This window comes from Bacillus sp. 3255 (assembly GCF_031456485.1).
Taxonomy (GTDB): Bacteria; Bacillota; Bacilli; order Paenibacillales; family NBRC-103111; genus Paenibacillus_E.
In genome coordinates, this window is sequence record NZ_JAVDUS010000002.1 from 176,355 (window position 1) to 196,772 (window position 20,418).

Genomic DNA, 20,418 nt, shown 5'->3' on the forward strand with positions numbered 1-20,418 from the left:
AACCGCTTTATTCATGTGGACATAAAGAAACCCGCATATGCCGTCCGGTTTCTGTGCTTCAAACCCGCTCTCGCAGGTGGGTGTCCGCAGAAGTGTATTTGAGGTCCCCTTTCGAGGGCATGTCAGCCACACTTCGATATAGGTCTCCCTAGAAACAGTCATTGGTTTAAAACAACTTAAAACCGTTACGAACATCGCAGGATTCTTTTTGTATTCTTATTATAGTGCTGTACCGGTTGAAGATCAACTGGTAGGTTTATTCTTTATTCTTTTCGTCGTTTTTATGCAAAGAGATTTCAGTCCGTTTAGTCTCGGCATCCTCTTCATCCGATTGTTCCGAACCCTCTTCCAGACCTTCACCTTCCGCTTCTGCAAGCTTCTGCTGTTCCTTCTCCTCCAGCTCCTGCTGTTTGATTTGCAGTTTCGTGAAGCTGCGGTTAAATTGCCAGAAGGAGAAAGTCGCCATGATGCTTCCCATGAAGAAAACAACAAGGAAGAAGTTAAATTTAGTCACGCAAATGTAGAAAATGACGCCATTGCACAGCAGCAGGACGATCGAATTGATCGGATTGCCGATGGAGATCAGGACGGAATTTTTCAAGATTTGAAAAATTTTCATATGCAAGTGAACCATGATCGAGAAAAAATTAAACAAAGCGATAACCATAATGACCGTGAATGCGATAAAAAGTACGGCCAAAATCTTAAGTGTACTGCCCTGCTTCAAATAGAAGAAGTAATTCACGCTGATGATGACGAAAATGATAACGAAGAAAATGCCGCCAACCATGCTCTGTACGTAATTTTCTTTGTACCCGCGGAAAAATGTTTTGAGCAGAGGAACATCTTCTTCTCCTGTGACCCATTTGCGGGCAACGGTGAACATCGCCGCGGTTGCGGGGAACAAAGTAAACGGTGCCAAAATGGATATCAGCGGCAGCATTGCCTTCAATCCGTCAGGCGTTTGGCTGACCAGCCCCATGAACGCAAAAAAGAAAACCGGAATTGAGCATAACAGCCAAAGCAGATTAATCACCGATAAACGCATGATCCATTCCGATATTTTGTAAAGCCCACCCATTACTCCTCTAAACTCCAAAACCGCTTCCTCCTTAGCGTTTCCATAGCGGAAACTTTCTACGTTGATTGTCCATGTTATTGGGGTATAGCTTGTCCCGCATATATATAACTTTAATTATAGCCTATTTTCGAACATATAGGTAGCCGTCTAGTCATACTAGGTACTCCGGCATAGGATAGTATTGGCGATCCCAACGTCGCTAAATCTTGACCCGGGAGGTAGATACTATGTCAGCAGTCGGTACGTCCGCAGGTGCTGTATTGGTTCTGTTTATCCTACTCGTCATTATAACTAGCTCTTTCGTCCTCTAATACACGTATTTATTGCAAAAAGGCGGAGATCCTTCAAGGATCTCCGCCTTTATATGTTGCCAGACTCTTATTTATTTACCAAAGTGTCTTCGCTTTTGCGCGGAGCTCTGGAACGGTCACGATCGCGGTTAGCCGGGTTATTGCTGCCGTACTCGCGGTTTTTGGAAGAGTAACGACCTTCTCCGCCTTCGCGGTTCGAGCCGTATTCTCTGCCGTCTTTACGCGGATAGCGGGAGTTCGAGCTGGAACCGTAACCGCCTTGACGACGATCGCCGGAACCGGAACCGTAGCCGCCGCCAACACGTCTGCCTGCGCTGCGAACATCGAACTTTTTCTTTCTTGCACGGATCGGATCTTCCGGAGTCAACTCGATGACCGCTTCTTTCTTATCGCCTGTCAGAAGCTTCATTGCGGCAGCAAGCAGATTCACGGAATCATATTGCTCCAACATTTGAATCGCCAAGCCTTTGAACTCGGTGTGCCCATCGTTCTGCAGCATATCGAGAATGCGCTCAGCTGTCATTTTTTGTTTGCCTTCGATCGCTTCCGCCAAGCTAGGAAGCGGCTTTTTGCTAATTTTATGACGAGTAACTTTCTCGATGAAGTGCAGGTGGTCGATCTCTCTAGGTGTTACGAATGTCCATGCTGTACCCTCTTTACCGGCACGGCCTGTACGGCCGATGCGGTGAACGTAGCTCTCAGGATCCTGAGGCAGGTCGAAGTTCACAACGTGCGTTACACCGGAAACGTCGAGACCGCGAGCCGCAACGTCTGTTGCAACGAGCACATCGATGCTGCCGTCGCGGAATTTTCTCATCACGTTATCACGTTGATTCTGGGACAAGTCCCCGTGAAGACCTTCTGCTGCATAGCCTCTCTTCTGAAGAGCTTCCGCAAGCTCGTCTACGCGGCGTTTCGTACGGCCGAAGATGATCGCCAGCTCCGGAGCTTCCATATCAAGCAAACGGCTAAGCGCTTCGAACTTCTGTTTCTCATGCAATTCAATGTAAGCTTGATCGATCAGCGGCGCGCTGACTTGTTTCGGGATGACCGATACATGCTCAGGATTGCGCAAGAATTGTTGTGCCAATCTTTGGATATTCGCCGGCATTGTTGCGGAGAACAGCATCGTGTGGCGTTCTTCCGGAACGAGCTTCAAGATGGATTGGATATCGTCCATGAAGCCCATGTCCAGCATTTCATCCGCTTCATCCAGAATGACCGTTTGGACATCGTCAAGCTTGATCGTTTTGCGGTTGATGTGGTCAAGAAGACGTCCTGGCGTTCCGATGATGATTTGCGGCTTCTTCTTCAGAGCGCGAATTTGCTTCACAATGTCCTGTCCGCCATAAATCGGCAAGGAACGAATGCCTTTGAAACGGCCGAGCTTCTCAATCTCTTCCGCAACCTGGATGGCAAGTTCACGTGTCGGACACATAATAAGAGCGGAAATACGCTCTTCCTTCATATTAATTTTGTGAATAAGGGGGATACCGAACGCCGCCGTTTTACCAGTACCCGTTTGTGCTTGACCGATCAAATCCCGGCCTTCCATAGCCAGCGGAATCGTTTTTTCTTGAATAGGTGTGGATTCTTCAAAGCCCATCTCCGTAACCGCGCGTAGAATTGCTGGCTCTAAACCAAACTCCTGAAATGTTTTCAAATATATTCAATCTCCTTTTGTACAGGGCAGGCTAATGCCTTGTATCTTTTTTACCCTTAAGTACGACTTCCTATCCGTGTCTATAGTTTCTTGGTGGATTACACTTTCGATTCATCATCTTCCATGATCCAATTGGCCGCCCTTAAGAACATCTAAAGTATTATAACACAAGTCATACACACATTTCCAGAGGCTGCTTTCATTGATGAGAACGAAACCTTCCGCATAAGCTAAGCGTATTACTGAGTAGAACAACATTCGGAACAGAGGAGAGTTTTTCAATGTCCATTTTCAAACGAGTTAGCAGCATTTTACGGAGTCAAAAAGAAATTCCACCGACAGCGCCAGCCGGAAATCCGCTTGAAGATGCCAAAGTTGGAGATATTGTTAACGTGGATCTTGAAGAGTATGTGATCTCCGGCAAAGTGATTTATTTCGACCGCGGGTTTGCTCCACACCGCTACGCCTATTATTTGCAAAGCGGCAAAAATATTCAGTGTTTGATTGTGGAAAAAGGACGAACCTATGATTGTTTCCTTTGCAGCTTCATCGAGGGGGCCTTGGACGATCCTAATGATGTGCCTACGCGATTGGAACTCGACGGCGACGTAGCCTTCGACCTGGAATTCCATCGCAATGACGTGACGCGGACGGAAGGCAACACCGATTTCCGCAGCGGAGACGACGTCATTTTCTGGCGCTATTTCGGACCGGACCGCAGATTCTTCTTCCTCCAATGGCAGGATGGCAAATTTATCGCCATGGAAGGCGAACGCACGCCGGGCAACCAGATCAAATTTTTAAAATCGACGCACTAAACAAGCCTATGCTATCATGGAGTCATACCCCAAAAGGAGGGTTTACTGAAAAGTGAAAAGATGGACTTCCTGGCTTTCCTTCTTATTGATCATCGCCCTTCTGACCGGGTGTGGCGCTGATACCGTCCGCTATATTAAAGATGAATACCCGCTTGTTAGCGTTGAGGGCAAGGGCACGAATATGTCCAAGGTTTATGTGGCCGAAGGGAAAACCGTCCCTGCCGTCGCGAACGAGCTGGCCGCGCAAGAAACGCCGCAAGAGAAGAGCAAGGAATCGAACGACCAAATGTTCCTTGTTTATAACGATAAAGTGATCAACATCCAGAAAGACCCGAATGAAAGCCAGAATACGCTCATTCAGGTTGACAGCATCGAGTATGCCAGAACTCATTACGATTCTTCGTTCTTGCAAGGCTTTGTGACAGCGGCGCTGCTCCAAAACTTGTTCGGCGGAAGCTGGTATAATAGTAAGAAATCTTACGATTATCGCGGCTATACCCGAACGCCGACTTATAGCGCCGGCAGCGGCAAAGCGGCGACGCCGACCACCGACGTCTCCAAAGACAAGAAGCCGACGACATCCGACCGCACGGGAACGTTCAAAGGCGGAACGGCCAACCCCAGCTCGGGCAGCTCCTCGACAACCCGGCGCAACGACGGTTCGACGCCGAATAAGGTCACGAAGCCGTCGGTCAGCAAGCCAAGCACATCCAAGAAAACAGGCTCATTCAAGAGGCGTTAGCCCCTCTCCCTAAGCTGTTGTCCATCATTTGGACACAGCTTTTTTATTTCCGCATTCTTTTAATTAGACACTGGTTAAATAATGATTGAAGTTTTGAAAGAATGAATTATACTTGCATTATGCTGCATACTATTTTAGAGGTGATTTTTTTTGAAAAAAGCGCTGGATGCCGTCATCATTTTCGTTGGCGCTCTGCTCGTCGCGGTCGGCTTCAACATGTTTCTCATCCCTCACCAGCTGCTTAGCGGCGGGGTGTCCGGATTCGCCATGATCATCGGCTATTTCACGAATTGGAACATCGGCTTTTTATATTTATTTTTCAACATGCCTTTAATGATCTGGGGCTTGATCTCCATCGGCCGCAGATTCATCATGATCAGCGTCGCATCCGTCATTTTAACGACATGGCTGATGCAGATACTGCCCACCAACTATGTGGCCCAGGAGCCGATACTTGGGGCGGTATTCGGAGGTGTGCTGATCGGCATCGGAAGCGGAATCACCTTAAGAATTGGCGGATCCAGCGGAGGCTTCGACATCGTTGGCTTAATTTTGACGCGCAAATTCGAGTTCCCCTTAGGCACAATTCTTTCCGGTATGAACGGGATCGTCATTGTAGCTCTAGGTTATTTCAAACACAATTGGGACCTTGCCCTTTACTCCATGTTAGCGATTTATATATGCGGCAAAGTCGTCGACACCGTACATATCCGGCACGTTAAGGTAACGGCTTTCATCGTCACGAAGCAGAAAGAAGAATTGACGCAAGAGCTGCTGCAGCTTCCGAGGGGGGTTACGCTCCTCAAAACGGAAGGCGCTTATACCAAACAGCAGCATGATATGCTGATGACCGTTACAACACGCTATGAGCTAGCAGAGTTAAAACGAATTATTAAGAAAATAGATCCAAAAGCGTTCGTAAATATCGTTGAAACCGTTGGGATCGTTGGCGAATTCCGCAAGCTGAAGTCGTAAATCGTGAAACCAGCCTCTTTCATCCGGGTCGATTTGTGTTATAATGATTGTAATTTCATATAGTTCTGGCTTCATCGTGAGTGGTTCAGGCGTAGTTCTTATTCTAATCTTATGATTGGAAGGGTGATGCTTGTGGAGACAGTCAAATTATCCAGGATTGTAATGAAATTAACACCCGAGTTGTACCCCTTCTTAACCAGCTGCGAGCTGGACTCCGAGATTGTCCTCATGTTCGGTCTCGAGGCGCTTGAAGCGGAAGATGTCATGGAGATTATTCAGTTCAGCATTACGGAACATCATAAAGACGCCCTTTATCATTAAGGGCGTCTTTTTATCCATGATTGACATGCAAAGTTATTGAGTTTGTAATAATTAGGGACTATAGGTTATGATAAGGTCATGGTATAATAGACAAATAAGATAATCTACTGGAGGTGTCTAATATGGGAGCTCTATCTCCTTGGCACATCATCTTGATTGCAATAGTGGCCTTGCTTTTATTCGGGCCTAATAAATTGCCTGAACTTGGCAGAGGTTTTGGCAAAATGTTTCGTGAATTCAAAGATGCAACGAACGGGAACGGAAACGCAAACTCGGATGATCAGCCTGTACCGCCACGCAAAGAGATCAATGCTGCGGAAGTAACGACTACGGAATCAGGACAAGTTCACAAATAAGAACTAAGCACCCTTAGCAGGTACTTGCTGCCGGGTGCTTTTTTCATTACCTGATTTTCAGACCTTGCCGCGCATGACCGCTTGCGTACCAAGGAACATCACGGCGGCTATCGCGGACATGACCGTCGCAAAAACATACATACTCGCTCCACCCCACTGCTCACTGAGCCATCCCCCTACCGAGCCGCCGATAATGCCCGCCAATCCCATGAATACCATAGCCAGGATCGACTGCCCCGTCGACCCGAATTGCTCCGGCAGCAGCCTCACTACATACTGAACAGCCACGATCCATAGTACGGCGAAAGTAAGCATCTGCGTCACCTGCAATCCGATTAATACCCACGGATCGGTAATGACGGCATACAAAATCCAACGAATCGTATAGATGACGGCAACAATGCCTAGAACCGTCAGTTCGTGATAGCGATGAATGTATCGGTTAATGAGAGCAAACACCGGAATTTCACTGCACGCCGCTATCGCCCACGCCCAGCTGACCATCGCGTCTGTCGCTCCCAATTTATTGAGATACAGCCCTAATAAAGCATCGTTCATCCGGTGAGGAATGGAGATGATGAGGACCATCAGCATAAACCATAGAAAGCTTTTGCTGCGGAAAATAATGCCAATTGCATTCAACGTTATCCGCTGTTGTCCGCTGCTATGCTCGTCCTTAATGAAAGCAAGCAGCACAAACGGGAAAATCCACAGTACCCAGTAGAAATAAGGAATCCTGGCCACTCCGCCCAGTTCGTCGAGCAGCAGGCCCGAAATTAAAGCTACGCCCGAGAAGCCGATAGACCCCCAGACCCGCACGGAGCCATAAGACAATCCGCGGGATGCCGTTGACTTGACGACCAGATTGTCGATTAGCGGAATGGAAGGCAGCAGAAAGAAATACAAGAGCAGAATAAAGCCCAGCGTCAGGGTAAATCCGCTCGTCAGGAAGAGTCCGAAGCTTCCGAGCAAGGATAGCACCCACAGCATAAATACAATGTTCTTGACCGAGTTGAACCGGTCGCTGACATAGCCCCAGAAAGGTTGGGCGAAGATCGAAACGAACGGGCCGATCATCATTAACAGACCGATTTCAGCGGCGGTATAACCTTTTGTCTGCAAATACAGAGGTAAGTACGGCATCAATATGGCACTGGAAGCATAGTAAAAAAAGTTAACACCGGACAAAGAAACAATTTGCTTGTCGAGCTTCAACAACGTCTACCTTCTTTCTACATTCCTCTACAAATTTCCTCTGTGCGGAGTTTACCGCTTGCTTTATAATAAAGCTAGCACTACATAGGAGAGGACTTATACTTCATGGAAATTTTACTAGCTTCACTTGCCCTCATTTGGGGCAATGTTACTGCCGCTAACCCGGACGCCAGCTTCGAGCAGCTCGTCCAAGCCTCTTTGGACGCCAAGAATGCCGTTGCTATCGTCCAACCCGCTCCATCCCAAGATCCTGCTGATCCTCTCGCTCCCGTCAACAAGCAAGATCCGCAGAAAGACGCCCCCAAAGTCAAAGGTGTCTATGCCACAGCGCACAGTGCCGGCGGCTCCCGGCTCAACACCCTGGTTAAACTGATGGACGACACGGAACTCAACTCACTCGTCATCGATGTCAAGGATGATTGGGGATACATTACTTGGGAAACAGGCAATGCAGATCTTGATGCGATGGGCACCACACAGAAAATCATCGGCAACATGCCAGGTTTGATGAGCACTCTTACTGAACATAACATTTACCCGATTGCGCGTATCGTCGTTTTCAAGGATACGATCCTCGCGAAGAAGAAGCCCGAATGGTCTTTCGTGAATCCGGACGGCTCCGTATGGGGCAACAGCAAGAACCCGCCAGACAGCTTCGTCAATCCTTACAACAAAGAAGTATGGGACTATAATATCGCCGTTGCTAAGGAAGCGGTGAAAGCCGGATTCAAAGAAATTCAGTTCGATTACGTGCGCTTCCCGGAAGGCTTCGAGAAGAGAGCGGATACGCTCAAGTACACCAAGGACGAACGTCCCCGCATCGATGCCGTCGCATCCTTCGTCAAGTATGCCAAAGAACAACTGCAGCCGCTTGGGGTCCGCGTGTCCGTAGATATTTTCGGCTATGCGGCTTCAGTCCCTGCGGCAGAGGGGATCGGACAGGACTTTGAGAAGATTTCCCAGAACGTCGACGTCATCTCGCCAATGATATATCCGAGTCATTATAGCACAGGCTGGTTCGGTGCTAAAGTGCCAGATGCGGCTCCATATGTTACAATTAACGGAGCGTCCAAAGATACGACGAAAAAGCTGGAAGCCATTGACAAGAAAGGCTGGAAGCCGATCGTTCGGCCTTGGATTCAAGACTTCACCGCTTCTTGGGTTCCCGGTTATATCAAATACGGCAAACATGAAGTGGAAGAGCAGATTCGCGCGCTCCATGATAACGGAGTCGACGAATACCTGCTCTGGAACGCCAACAACAATTACACGGCGAATGTCAATTACTGAGCATACCTGCACCCTGAGGATCCGCATGCCTCAGGGTGTTCATGCATGAACCGCCGAAAGGAGCCAGAACAAATGAACATTGTCGCCATCACGGACATGGACCTGTCCCCGATGCAGGAGGGCATGCCGCAAGATTTGAAGGAACGCTGCCAATTTCATTGGTTCCGTTCGTCCAAGGAAGCGGAGGCGCATATCGCAGACGCCCATGTCATCATGACAGCCGGCCGCATGAATCCCGCATTCGCCTCCGCAGAGCGGTCACCGCAGTTGAAATGGGTACAAACGTTATCCGCCGGTGTGGACAAGCTGCCGCTTCAGCTGCTGGCTGAACGCCAAATTCCGTTAACCAATGCGCGCGGCGTACATACGATCCAAATGAGCGAATTCACGCTTAGCCTCATGCTGCAATGGGTCCGACGCTCGAATACGCTGCACGAATGCCAGCAGCGCAAAGAGTGGTTCCAAAGCATCCGCGTCGGCGAGCTGCACGGCAAGACGCTGGGCATTGTCGGCGCAGGCGCCATCGGAGAGGCTGTGGCCCGCAAAGCCAAGGCCTTCGACATGTCGGTCATCGGATTCAACCGATCCGGTTCGCCTTCGGCCGGCTGCGATGCCACGTACAGCGGCGACGAAGGCTTGCGCCGCTTATTCTCCGAGAGCGACTTCGTCGTTCTTCTGCTCCCCAGCACACCTAAGACGCGCGGCATCGTGACGAAGGAGCACCTCGCCTTGATGAAGCCGAGCGCCTTCTTGATTAATCTCGCTCGCGGAGATGTCATCGATGAAGGCGCATTAATCCGAATGCTGCAGGAAGGCACGCTGGCCGGCGCTGCGCTCGATGTGTTCCAGCAGGAGCCTCTGCCGGAAAGCTCGCCGCTATGGGCGATGGAGAACGTCATCCTTACGCCGCATATCGCCGGATCCTCCGCACATTATACGGAGCGCGTATCGTCTATTTTTTACCACAATTTACGGGCTATGCTGGACGGCGGCGACATGATGAATGTCGTTGATATCTCCGAAGGCTACTGAAACACGGCAACGCACCTTACCCAAGCGGAGTACCGCTTTGCGATAAGGTGCGTTTAATTATTTGCCGGGGATCGCTTCCAAGCCTCTCATATACGGGCGAAGCGCCTTCGGTATATAGATGGAACCGTCCGCCCGCTGATGGTTTTCCAATAATGGGATCAATATGCGAGGGGTGGCTACGGCTGTATTGTTGAGCGTATAGCAGTAACGAAGCGCATCTTGCGAATCCCGGTAACGCAACCCGCTGCGTCGCGCCTGGAAATCCAGCAGGCTCGACGACGAGTGCGTCTCTCCGTACGCTTGACGGCTGGGCATCCACGTCTCAATATCGTATTGCTTGTAGTTTTTGGCCCCCATGTCTCCGGCACAGACGGCAACGACGCGATAGGGCAGCTCCAGCAGGTGAAGGATATGCTCAGCGTTGCGGGTGATCTCATCCATCAAGCGATCCGCTGTATCCGGGTCATTCTCACAAACGATGACCTGTTCGACCTTCGCGAACTGGTGCACGCGGTACAAGCCGCGCACATCCCGTCCGGCCGAGCCGGCTTCTTTGCGGAAGCAGTTCGAAACCGCAGCCAATCTCAGCGGCCCCTCCGACAGGTCGACAATCTCGTTCGCGTAATACGAGATGAGCGGGCCTTCCGACGTGCCGACGAGCCATTTGTTCTCTTCCTGCAGCTCATAGGTTTGATCGCGCCCTCCTGGGAAGAACGCAGCGTTCACCAGCGTCTCTTCCCGGACCATCAAAGGCACGTCCATGACGGTAAACCCGCGGTCGTTCAACACATCAATCGCCAACTGCTGAACCGCTCTGTGCAAATACAGCCCCATCCCTTTGAGGTAGTAGTTGCGTGTCCCGGCCACCTTCACGCCTCGCGGCACATCAATGATGTCCAGGTCTTCGCCGATCTGCATATGATCGCGAGGCACGAAATCGAATGAAACCGGCTCACCGACGACTTTCACAACTACATTATCCCGATCCGTAAGACCTGACGGCGTCTCGGACGAAACCACGTTCGGCACCGCTAGCATAAGCGCCTTGAACCGCTCCTCAATCTCCCCGAGCTCCGCTTCAGCCGCTCCCAGTTCACCGTTCCAAGCTCGAACCCGGTCTTTCAACACCTCAGCCTCCGCCGGCTTGCGTTCTGCCATAAGCATCCCAATCTGAGGCGTAGCCCGATTCCGATCAGCACGCAGCAGGTCCACACGATGCTGCAGCCGTCTCTTCCGCTCATCGGCATCCAGCAGCTCTCCGAGCGGGAGGTCCACCCCTTTCCGAATAGCTGCCTCTGTCACTGCTTCCTGATTGTCACGAATCCATTTGATATCCAACATACGCCGTCACCGCTCCTTTTCATTATCGATAAAAAGACAAAGAACGCCCCTGTCCGAATTGGGACGAGGAGCGTTCTGCTCGCGGTGCCACCCAACTTGATGATCGCCTTGTACAGGCCATCATCCGCTTGGTTCCGCGATAACGGGCGGTGCCGGTCTATTTAGAGAATGGTCCGGGTCGTACAACAAACTCATTCCGATCATAAACGTCTCCGAGTTGGATGCTCTTCATTGACATAATGCCGATTTGTATATTGTTCGCTATTATAGACGAAACCCTTCGCCCGGTCAATAGGCGACCCTCACGTCACTTTATTGGGACAGACGGCTTGCCAGCTCGTACAGCTCTTTGTTAAACTCGCGCTTCGTATTGACAACCAAGTCGATGTCCGTAGCGACCAATTCGCCTTTGATCACGCCGCAAGCTTTGGAGGAATCGCCTTCCATCAGTCGACGAACCGCGAAATCGCCAAGTCGGCTTGCCAAGATCCGGTCGTTATGTGTCGGCGCGCCGCCGCGCTGAATATGGCCAAGCACCGTAACGCGCGGTTCGATGCCGACAGCTTCGGTAATTTGCTTCGCCACGCCTTCGCCCGTACCCGCACCTTCAGCGACCAGGATAATACTGTGGCGTTTGCCGTGTGCGAAGTTATCTTTCATCCGGTTCGCTACTTCGTTGATATCATACTCGACTTCCGGTACGATAATCGTCTCAGCGCCGCTGGCGAGACCTGCATAAAGGGCGATTTCGCCGCAATGGCGGCCCATCACTTCGACAACGGAAGAACGTTCGTGGGAAGTCATCGTATCGCGAAGCTTGTTGATCGCATCCACAACGATGCTGACCGCCGTATCGAAACCAATCGTGAAATCTGTGAACGGAATATCGTTGTCAATCGTTCCCGGCAAGCCCATCGTTTTGATCCCCAGCTTGCTCAGTTTATTCGCTCCCTGATAGGACCCGTCTCCACCGATGACGACCAAACCGTCGATCCCGCGTTTGCGCAAGTTCTCGGCGCCGATTTGCTGACCGTCCGGCGTCAGAAATTCTTTGCAGCGCGCCGTCTGCAGAATCGTGCCGCCGCGTTGGATGATGTCGCCGACGCTGCGCAAATCCATCTTGCGAATATCGTCGTTGATGAGACCATGATAACCGCGCTGTACGGCATAGACTTCAAGACCATGGAATAACGCGCTTCGTACTACCGCACGAACGGCCGCATTCATCCCCTGGGAGTCCCCACCGCTTGTTAATACTGCAATTGATTTTACTGCTGACATTTCATTTCCTCCTTCATTTCTTGTGAATGACATTCATGATGTCGTGCGGATAAACATGCTATTAATCCAGAAAAACAACCGGGTTAACGGACTATTTTTCATTAGACGCTTGGATACGTTCTTAACTTGTTGTTGTCCATTCACTTTCGGATCCGACAAATATAACGCGAGCAAACCTTCGATTATCATACGATGAAATCGCGGATGTTCCAAGAACAAAATTTTACTCCGCGCTTCCTGCACGATGAAGGCAATTCGCTCCACCGTATCGTCCATCGAATCGTAATAGCTGCAGAAATTCAAATCCCCGCCCTGAATATCTTCCTCTTGATCGATCAAATAGTCGAGTAAAATGTGCAATCCGCACACATACGGGAAATAGGCCTCCCGGATCGACGCCACTTGGTTCTCGCTTAAGTGGGGGTCGCAAGCGGCCAGAAACAGCATAAACATCCCTAATGTCGAGCCTGTCGCTGCTGCAAATTCATTCCAGGCAATTTGGCTGTACCGGTGATGATGAAGATTCCACCACGCCTGCAGCTCAGGTTCGCGCATATCCTTGCGAATATGCTTGTACACTTGCAGGTCGCAATACAGGGCAACGAATTCGCGCACCTGATCCGCCACCTGCCCATACGAAGGCAAGGCATCGATACAACGCTGGCAAGTCAGGACGAGATCTTGGAGATAATCCCCGTCCTCCTTCTCCTGCCGGTAAGCGTAATAGTCATGCAACGGCTTCGAAGGATCGACCGCATCAAGCATCGATTGGTGCAGCTGCCGAAAATCTTGAGGGTCCAGCGACGTACTGCGGTCGCACAAATTATCCAGATAATCGCTAATCGTCTGGAATGAGACAATCAGCGGAATTAATAGATGCCGCATCTGCAGGTTGGCAGCCGCGTACACCGCACCGCCCTGGCAGTGAAACTTCTTAGTCGCTATACTGGCTAGCGCTTGCGTTCTTAGCTCAGGATCCGGAATCCGCTCCGCTCTTGCTTTCCAACTGGAAAGGTGGGCGCCGACCTCCGGCAAAATATAGCGGTACACTCTGACCATCAACCGAAACGGACCTTGCGGAACTTTCGTGCTACTTCTGTCCAATTGCTTCAAGCAGACTTCCTCCACAACTTTGTTCATAGCAATATTGCAGCAGCAGCTGCATTTCGTACCGCTGAATATGCCTTAACCAGCTATCCACCGTCCCATTCTGAACAAGTGAAACCTGCAGCTCGACCACGTCAATGAACACGCAAGGGTTCCAAACCGGAGAAGTAATCAGCACTTCCAGCTTATGACGCATCGCCTCGTTATCCAGATCAGCCAAATCTTTGACAGTCAAATAATCCCGAACACACGCAATTAAATTGGAAAAAATAGGATGAGGGCCGACATCGTTGAACCAATATTTGGCGTTGCTGTAGTCGCCTTCCATCCGGTGCATAAGACCATGCCAATAACTGCCTGTCGCATTGGTAATTTCCTGGGCAATATCGTGAGATTTATCGAGGCTCTCATTGAGCAAATAAAGCCCCGCTTTAATAGCCAGGAAGTACATCTCTTGTTCCGGGCTGCCCTGGGCCAGCTTCGCCGGGAGCATCTCTTCGATTCTTTCATCCATCGCGTGATCCCATTCTTCTATCGGATACAGCGCCGGCAGATGCTCCAAGAGAGGCTTCGCAATAGCTTCCAACCAATTGGTTCCATCTTGATTGCTATGCATGTAACCCGTCACTCTCCCTTTCATTAAACATCCCTAATGGTGGGTCTTCGATTCCAGATCCTGATTGATCCGGAACCACAGGTGAAGATCATTTATGATCGATGCCAAATCAGCAATTTCGGAATTCAAACGACATGAAGTCAGGAAATCGTCCTCTTGATCCAACTGGTTTTGTTTCACAATAATCGAGGATTCCAGCTTCAAGATGCGATCGGGTATCGTGCCGCGGATTTGTTCCCATTGAAATAAAATATCTACCCGTATATCTGCAGGATACGTTTCCCAATCGTGCTCCAGAGCGGGAGTCTCTATGCCGAGTCTGGCATCATATTGAAAATAGCAGCTCATTCTTCTGAATTGCCTCCTTCCAGTAAAACACGCTGCGATAGTTCAAGAAACATTCTACCTTTAAATGTATCACTTCAAACCTTGGGTTTCCAGTTAAAATTGTATGTCATCTAGATTTCATTTTCTGGTATACTTAAATAACGTTTTTTAGCAGGGACATATAGTTAGGAGAGATACAGATGGCAGCCTCATCAATGAAAAGCACAATCTCATGGAAACAGCTTATCTCCTTTTTTCTCCCCCTCGGACTTTCTGCAACGCTCGTAACCCTCTCGCACGTAATCATCAACAGCACTTTGGCCCGGGCGGACAATCCCGAAGTCGTCATTGCCAGCTACGCGCTCCCGCTCAGTTTGTTAGGCTTAACCGAAAAGCCGGTCGTCCTGCTGAGGCAGGCTTGTTCGGCTCTCGTCAGAGACCGGATCTCTTTTCGCGCCATGGCGGCCGTGAGCTCCTATGTATTCGCATGCATCATTCTTATTGGTCTCATTATATGCTATACGCCGCTCGGAGAGTGGGTATTTCTTTATTTCTTTGGCGTCGAACCGGAGCTGCTGGACAGCACGCTCAGCGTGTACCGCATCCTGATGTATGTAAGCATCTTTTCCGGGCTCAGGTGCTTGTTCCACGGTATCATCATCTTCAACATGCGGACCAAATGGCTAACGATCGGCATGGGTGTGCGAATCGCCGCCATGTACCTGTTATCGCTTTACTTCATTACAACCGACAACGTAACGAGCGGCCGTGTTGGGGCCATTATTTTCCTGCTGGGCATGGTCATTGAAGCGGCCGTAGCCATCTGGGAAGGCTCCAGTCTCCTGAAGAAGGTCATCCCCGAGAAGGCGCCCAATCACGAAATCGAAACGAAGCGGCAAATTTTCACTTTCTACAGACCCCTCCTGTATTCTTCCGTCATTGCCGTCATCATCGGTCCTGCGATCAATGCAGTTTTGGGGAAAACGATGCAAGTCCATCTGGCGATATCGTCTTTTGCCATTGCCGGTTCCTTAACCCAGCTGGTCATCAGCTTTTTCTCCTATATCCACCAAATCGTCCTTAACTTCTACAGGAAGGATGCGCGGACCGTTGTCCGTTTCGTCTTGCTGCTTAGCTTCATTCCCGGCACTCTTATCGCTATTCTTGCTTATACGCCGCTTGGACCCTGGTTCATGTACCATGTGATGGGGGTCAACGCCGAACTGATGCACGCAAGCCTGCATGCGATGCGAATCTTCATGATCATGACGCTTGTCTTCCCTTGGCTGGATTATATGAACGGCATCATCATGCTTCGGGGACAAACCAAAATCATGGTTATCTCACAATCTGCGAATGCTGCCACGACGGTGATTACGTTGTTCATCGCCATTCTGACCGTGCCCGGCTGGAACGGGATGATCGGTGCTCTGGCCCAATCCGTCGGCCTCCTGGCAGAGCTGCTGGTCGTCGTTTATGTCCTCAGACGAACGTCTGAAATCAAACAACCGAGCCTGCCTTCAAAAAATTTGTAACGAAAACGAGTGATTACCCTTTATGCGTACGTCTAAATCTATACAGTCACAACATCAGCTGCTTCGTCTGTTCACATTTTCTTTTTTCATGACGATGGGGATCGTCGTTACCTTCTTCCCCCTGTATTTCGATTACAAAGGATATTCGAAGCTGCAAATCGGCTTGCTGTATGCCATTGGCCCGTTAATCGGGATCGCCACGAATTTGCTGTGGGGCTTTCTGAGCGACCGCTTCCAAACGGTGAAGAAGATTATGATCATATTGATCGCCGGACAATTGGTCACGGCCATTCTGGTGTTTACGGCCGGCTGGTTTTCCTTGCTGTATGTTTGCTTGGCGATGTTTTTCTTCTTCCAGCAGCCTGTCAATTCATTGAACGACAGCCAGCTTATGCTGAGCCTCCGGGCCAGCGGCAAAAGCTACGCATCCTTCCGCGTATGGGGGTCCATCGGCTTCGCCGTCTCCGCCGGAGGCTTCGGCATGCTGCTTAAGCATTATGGCACCGGGCTTACGCCAATCCTATGCTTGCTAACCATATCCTGCTCGCTGGTCATCGTCTTCTTCTTGACGGATGCCCGTCAAGGCGGCAAGAAGATGGCTTTCGGCGGCATGCTGAGCATGCTGAAGAATAAGAAATTCGTCTGGTTCCTGCTGCTGGTTATCGTCATGTCCGTTTCCCACCGTTTCAACGACGGCTTCCTGGCGCTTTATATGCGTGAGCTTGGCGCATCGGACTCGTTGATCGGCTATGCCTGGATGGCTTCTGCGCTAAGCGAAATCCCGGTGTTCTTCCTTCTTAGCAAGCACGGTCACCGGTTCAAGGAGCTTCCGCTTCTCGGCTTTGCCGGAATGATCTATGCTTTGCGCTTCTTCATGATGGGTTCCATCCATAACCCTGCCTGGATCATCGGAATTCAGCTGCTGCACAGCTTAACCTTCGGGGTATTCCTGATTACTGCGAACCGCTACTTAAGTCAAATTATTCCGGATGAATACCGCTCCTCCGGTCAAGCCATCTTCGCCGTAGCCTGGTCGAGCATCGCGGGATTGATCAGCGGAACGGCTGGCGGCTGGATCTACGATGCGGCGGGAGGAAGCACCGTCTATTTCATAGCGGCATGTTTATCCCTCGTTGCGACCGCCGGCTTCTTCGGCTCGCATCTGTTAGGGCAGGAGGGGCGTCTCCTCGGCCGCAAATAGGTTCTAGAAAGAAAGGATTGATAACGTGTTAGCCATTGAACGGTTATCTCACAGTTTCCGCACAGGGCAAGAAGATACCCCCGTTCTGCATGAGCTCAGCTTCCGGGTCGAGCAAGGCGAGATGGTCGCCCTGCTCGGCAGCTCCGGCTCCGGAAAGTCGACGCTGCTTAACTTGATGGCCGGCTTAATGAAGCCTACGCAAGGAAGTATCCTTATCGCCGGACATGCCATAGAACAGATGAGCGAAAACCGCTTGGCGGAATTTCGCCGGTCTCACATCGGATTCATCTTCCAATCTTATGAATTAATACCACATTTGACCGTTCGCGAGAACGTTGAGCTGCCACTTGTCTTCCAGAGCGTCTCCGGCGCTGAGCGCCGAGATCGCGCGATGGCTCTCCTGCAGCAGGTCGGCATCGGCGATAAGGCGGATCTATTTCCGTCGCAGCTATCCGGAGGGCAGCAGCAGCGCGTCTCGATCGCCCGTTCCCTCATCACGAAGCCGGCCATCGTCTTTGCCGATGAACCTACGGGCAATCTCGATACGAGAACGGAAGCGGAAATTATCGACTTGCTCATCGATTTGAATCAGAACTCCGGCATCACCTTCGTGATCGTCACCCACGAGCTCGAAGTCGCCCGCCGAACGCAGCGTGTGCTGCAGCTTCGCGACGGCCGCTTGCTGGAAGAGAACCTGCTGGCGGGTGAAGCCGGATGAAGCTGAAGGATTACGTTCGGCTGGGCTGGGACCAGCTGCGGCGCCGCAAGGTCGTAACCGCGCTCTGCACGGTCGGGATTGCCATCGGTTCCGCCTCCATTATGGTGGCGCTCGGCTTCGGCGAATCCATCCAGCATTACAGCCAGAAGCAGATGAGCTTCTATCTCAAAACCGATGAGATCACGATCATGGACCAGAGCGGCGACCCCAACAGCCCGGCGAAACTGACGGCAAATAAGCTCGATCTCATTCGCACGTTCCCCCATGTGAAATCCGTCGCCAGTTTTCAAGAGCTGGGACAATTCAGCTTCACCGTCGACGACGGCAAACAAAGTTATCTGCGTCTCGTTGCAACGGAGCTGAGCGAGCTGGAGGCCTTCGACTCCAAGTACCAGCAAGGCGGAGCCAATGCGCAGGAGAGCAGCATCGTGCTGAATTACGGCACTACCCTCGGTGTGCTTGACGCCAAAACGATGGAAGTTCGCAATAAGCTTATGCAGCAAAATCCGACCAAGGAGCAGGCGGAAACGTACCGCCAAATGGGCGCCATCCCTTACCCGCTTTATCAGAAGCATCTGCTCTTGAAGCCGAACGACTTCCAGGGACAGCCTGGGGGAACGAATCAGACGAATGCCGTGCAGGCCCAAGAAATCTCTCTCCGCGTTACGGGCATTCTGAAGAAACCGGAAGGGCTGCCGGACGCTATGCTCCAAGGCAACAAAACGGCCTATGTCTCGCCGCAAACCGGGCGGAACATCCTGGAGGCGCTCAATAAGGCATCGACCGACGGCCGGGTTCAATATTCCGAAGTAAAGGTCAAAGTCGACAGCAGCGCAAACGTGAAGCAGGTCGATGAGTGGATTAAGAAACTGCAGCTGCAGACGCAAACCAATCTCTATCAAGAAGACCGGATGAAAGGCGAATTCGTCATCGTCCGTTTGCTGCTTACAGGTGTCGGTCTCTTCGTCCTATTCGTCGCCTCCATCTCGATTGTCGTCGCCATGACGATGTCCACCCATCAACGCCGCAGACAGATCGGGATCATGAAAGTGCTGGGGGCGAACCTGAAGCAAATCCGCAATATGTTTATTGTGGAATCGTCGCTTCTCGGCCTGTTAGGCGGTCTTGTCGGCATCATTTTGTCGTATTGGGTCATCTGGGCCATCAACTTGCTCATTATTACGTTCGATTCAGGACCCGGAGAGACGGTCGAGATTCTCTTCCTGTCGCTGTGGATTCTCCCTGTCGGCATGTTCTTCGCTGTGATGACCGGCGTGCTGTCCGGACTGTACCCCGCCATTAAAGCATCCCGTACCGATGCATTGACGGCCATTAAACGAGAATAGGAGCTTGCTTAGCATGAGGAAAAAGAAATTCTGGATTCTGCTGGCAACCGGCATCGCCGTCTGCGGAATCAGCACTTTTTTATACATAGCCAGTCACCCCAAGGCGCCGAACCGGGCGGACGCCGATGCGGCGGCTGCCATGAACGCTCTGCAATTCAAGGTGACCAAAGAGGACTTGACGAACAACGTCGAGGTCAAAGGCAAGTCCTCTTACGAGAAAGAAACGCGAGTCTACGCTCCCTTCGGCGGCGAAATTAAATCGTGGCAAATGGCCGACGGCGCGCAGGTCAAAAAAGGACAGCTGCTGTTCGAGCTTGACGCCACCCCGCTTAGAAGCGAGATCGCCTCGCTGCAGACGACGCTCCGCAAGCAAAAGCTGGAAGCGGACCTCGCCAAATTCAAGGCTGCCGGCCCCGCCGGGGATACTGCCCTGCCGGCAGGCGCTGTCGGCGAGGACGACGCCCGCACTCGCTTCGCGGCAGCCGAAGAACGCAAAATTCAAGAACAGTTGAGTGAAGTGAATGATGAATCGATTCAACTGCAGTTGGCGAAGAAGCAGGAGAAGGTGGAGCAGGCGGCTTTCCTGGCGCCGGAGGACGGCATCTTCTTGTTCGAGGATTCCGCCAAAATTCCGAAATCGGTTGAGGAAAGCGAGCGAATCGGCAAAATCGTCGATTTGACGAAGCTGCAGTTGGTCTGTACGGTCGGTGAATTCGACGTCTTCCGGATTAAGCCGGGCATGCCCGTTCAAGTCAAGGTAGACGCCCTGAAGCAGAAAAAACTGCAAGGCAAAGTTGAAAAGGTGTCCAAATTCGCCAAAGCGGGTACGGAGCAAGGCACCGCGGCAGCTCAATTCGAAGTGACGATTTCACTGGAGCCGGACGAGCAGCTTATCGCCGGGCTCAGTCTGTCGGGTACGATCGAGACGGAGAAGAAAGCCGGAGCCGTCGTCGTTCCGACGCTGGCCGTCATGCATGAGAAGGATGTTTATTATGTCATGCTGCAAACGGCACAAGGCGTGGAGCGCCGCGAAATCGAGATCGGGATGGAAACACCGGAGAAAACCGAAGTGCTTAAGGGTCTACAGGACGGAGATACGGTTGTGCTGCAGTAGCAACTGCTTTATAATATAGTCTTAGTAC

Annotated in this window: 21 protein-coding genes and 1 other RNA gene; 13 read left to right on the plus strand and 9 right to left on the minus strand. The window is 51.1% G+C overall.

The genetic code is table 11. The features are described from left to right. Positions 1 to 24 precede the first annotated feature (24 nt). Both ssrS and J2X61_RS03320 read right to left on the minus strand, forming a co-directional pair. Positions 25 to 206, minus strand: a non-coding RNA gene (gene ssrS, locus J2X61_RS03315) — 6S RNA. Positions 207 to 256: 50 nt separating this feature from the next. Beyond that, complete coding sequence (locus J2X61_RS03320; protein ID WP_310185896.1) at positions 257 to 1,099, minus strand: YesL family protein; 843 nt, start codon at positions 1,097 to 1,099, stop codon at positions 257 to 259. Between the two features lie 209 nt (positions 1,100 to 1,308). On the opposite strand from J2X61_RS03320, the gene J2X61_RS03325 reads away from it, so the two are divergent. Further along, positions 1,309 to 1,392, plus strand: a complete 84-nt coding sequence (locus J2X61_RS03325; protein WP_274467425.1) for a YjcZ family sporulation protein — start codon at positions 1,309 to 1,311, stop codon at positions 1,390 to 1,392. Positions 1,393 to 1,459: 67 nt separating this feature from the next. On the opposite strand, the gene cshA is transcribed toward J2X61_RS03325, so the two are convergent. After that, positions 1,460 to 3,055: a degradosome RNA helicase CshA gene (cshA, locus tag J2X61_RS03330; RefSeq protein ID WP_274465952.1), complete on the minus strand. Its 1,596-nt coding sequence runs from the start codon at positions 3,053 to 3,055 to the stop codon at positions 1,460 to 1,462. A 281-nt stretch (positions 3,056 to 3,336) separates the two neighbouring features. On the opposite strand from cshA, the gene J2X61_RS03335 reads away from it, so the two are divergent. The 5 genes from J2X61_RS03335 to J2X61_RS03355 all read left to right on the plus strand — a co-directional run bounded on the left by J2X61_RS03335 (position 3,337) and on the right by J2X61_RS03355 (position 6,267). Continuing rightward, positions 3,337 to 3,873: a DUF4178 domain-containing protein gene (locus J2X61_RS03335; protein ID WP_274465953.1), complete on the plus strand. Its 537-nt coding sequence runs from the start codon at positions 3,337 to 3,339 to the stop codon at positions 3,871 to 3,873. Between the two features lie 52 nt (positions 3,874 to 3,925). Further along, positions 3,926 to 4,615, plus strand: a complete 690-nt coding sequence (locus J2X61_RS03340; RefSeq protein WP_274465954.1) for a DUF4247 domain-containing protein — start codon at positions 3,926 to 3,928, stop codon at positions 4,613 to 4,615. A gap of 150 nt (positions 4,616 to 4,765) precedes the next feature. Further along, a complete protein-coding gene (locus J2X61_RS03345; RefSeq protein ID WP_274465955.1) occupies positions 4,766 to 5,590 on the plus strand; it encodes a YitT family protein in 825 nt (274 codons plus the stop codon). A gap of 162 nt (positions 5,591 to 5,752) precedes the next feature. Beyond that, positions 5,753 to 5,911 carry a hypothetical protein gene (locus J2X61_RS03350; RefSeq protein ID WP_396135395.1) on the plus strand — a complete coding sequence of 53 codons (159 nt, stop codon included), beginning with the start codon at positions 5,753 to 5,755 and terminating at the stop codon, positions 5,909 to 5,911. A 122-nt stretch (positions 5,912 to 6,033) separates the two neighbouring features. Then, entirely contained in the window at positions 6,034 to 6,267 is a 234-nt protein-coding gene (locus J2X61_RS03355) for a Sec-independent protein translocase subunit TatA/TatB (RefSeq protein WP_310185900.1), read from the plus strand. A gap of 57 nt (positions 6,268 to 6,324) precedes the next feature. Here J2X61_RS03355 and J2X61_RS03360 read toward each other — a convergent pair whose 3' ends face one another. Then, on the minus strand, positions 6,325 to 7,485 hold the full coding sequence (locus J2X61_RS03360) for an MFS transporter (RefSeq protein ID WP_310185902.1): 1,161 nt from the start codon (positions 7,483 to 7,485) through the stop codon (positions 6,325 to 6,327). Between the two features lie 102 nt (positions 7,486 to 7,587). Between J2X61_RS03360 and J2X61_RS03365 the strand changes: the two genes are divergently transcribed. Together J2X61_RS03365 and J2X61_RS03370 are read left to right on the plus strand one after the other, a co-directional pair. Next, entirely contained in the window at positions 7,588 to 8,772 is a 1,185-nt protein-coding gene (locus tag J2X61_RS03365) for a putative glycoside hydrolase (protein ID WP_274465960.1), read from the plus strand. Between the two features lie 72 nt (positions 8,773 to 8,844). After that, the gene (locus tag J2X61_RS03370; protein ID WP_310185907.1) at positions 8,845 to 9,804 is read left to right on the plus strand and encodes a D-2-hydroxyacid dehydrogenase; all 960 of its coding nucleotides are present in this window, start codon (positions 8,845 to 8,847) and stop codon (positions 9,802 to 9,804) included. 57 nt (positions 9,805 to 9,861) lie between these two features. On the opposite strand, the gene serS is transcribed toward J2X61_RS03370, so the two are convergent. From serS to J2X61_RS03395, 5 genes are all read right to left on the minus strand, one after another. Further along, positions 9,862 to 11,145, minus strand: coding sequence for a serine--tRNA ligase (gene serS / locus J2X61_RS03375; protein WP_310185911.1), 1,284 nt, complete (start codon positions 11,143 to 11,145; stop codon positions 9,862 to 9,864). A gap of 312 nt (positions 11,146 to 11,457) precedes the next feature. Next, entirely contained in the window at positions 11,458 to 12,426 is a 969-nt protein-coding gene (pfkA, locus tag J2X61_RS03380) for a 6-phosphofructokinase (RefSeq protein ID WP_310185913.1), read from the minus strand. 33 nt (positions 12,427 to 12,459) lie between these two features. Then, positions 12,460 to 13,566, minus strand: a complete 1,107-nt coding sequence (locus J2X61_RS03385; protein ID WP_310185916.1) for a tetraprenyl-beta-curcumene synthase family protein — start codon at positions 13,564 to 13,566, stop codon at positions 12,460 to 12,462. Continuing rightward, positions 13,517 to 14,149 carry a hypothetical protein gene (locus J2X61_RS03390; protein WP_274465964.1) on the minus strand — a complete coding sequence of 211 codons (633 nt, stop codon included), beginning with the start codon at positions 14,147 to 14,149 and terminating at the stop codon, positions 13,517 to 13,519. Before J2X61_RS03390 ends, J2X61_RS03385 begins: the two co-directional genes overlap by 50 nt. A 33-nt stretch (positions 14,150 to 14,182) precedes the next feature. Next, on the minus strand, positions 14,183 to 14,497 hold the full coding sequence (locus tag J2X61_RS03395; RefSeq protein WP_274465965.1) for a hypothetical protein: 315 nt from the start codon (positions 14,495 to 14,497) through the stop codon (positions 14,183 to 14,185). Between the two features lie 179 nt (positions 14,498 to 14,676). On the opposite strand from J2X61_RS03395, the gene J2X61_RS03400 reads away from it, so the two are divergent. Genes J2X61_RS03400 through J2X61_RS03420 form a run of 5 tightly spaced genes read left to right on the plus strand, consistent with a single transcriptional unit; the run spans position 14,677 to position 20,390 of the window. Continuing rightward, on the plus strand, positions 14,677 to 16,011 hold the full coding sequence (locus tag J2X61_RS03400; RefSeq protein ID WP_274465967.1) for a multi antimicrobial extrusion protein MatE: 1,335 nt from the start codon (positions 14,677 to 14,679) through the stop codon (positions 16,009 to 16,011). A gap of 22 nt (positions 16,012 to 16,033) precedes the next feature. Further along, on the plus strand, positions 16,034 to 17,212 hold the full coding sequence (locus J2X61_RS03405) for an MFS transporter (protein WP_274465968.1): 1,179 nt from the start codon (positions 16,034 to 16,036) through the stop codon (positions 17,210 to 17,212). Positions 17,213 to 17,237: 25 nt separating this feature from the next. Further along, positions 17,238 to 17,930: an ABC transporter ATP-binding protein gene (locus J2X61_RS03410; RefSeq protein WP_274465970.1), complete on the plus strand. Its 693-nt coding sequence runs from the start codon at positions 17,238 to 17,240 to the stop codon at positions 17,928 to 17,930. Then, complete coding sequence (locus J2X61_RS03415; RefSeq protein WP_310185927.1) at positions 17,927 to 19,276, plus strand: ABC transporter permease; 1,350 nt, start codon at positions 17,927 to 17,929, stop codon at positions 19,274 to 19,276. The genes J2X61_RS03410 and J2X61_RS03415 overlap by 4 nt, the downstream gene beginning before the upstream one ends. A 13-nt stretch (positions 19,277 to 19,289) precedes the next feature. After that, positions 19,290 to 20,390: an efflux RND transporter periplasmic adaptor subunit gene (locus J2X61_RS03420; protein ID WP_274465972.1), complete on the plus strand. Its 1,101-nt coding sequence runs from the start codon at positions 19,290 to 19,292 to the stop codon at positions 20,388 to 20,390. Positions 20,391 to 20,418: the final 28 nt, after the last annotated feature.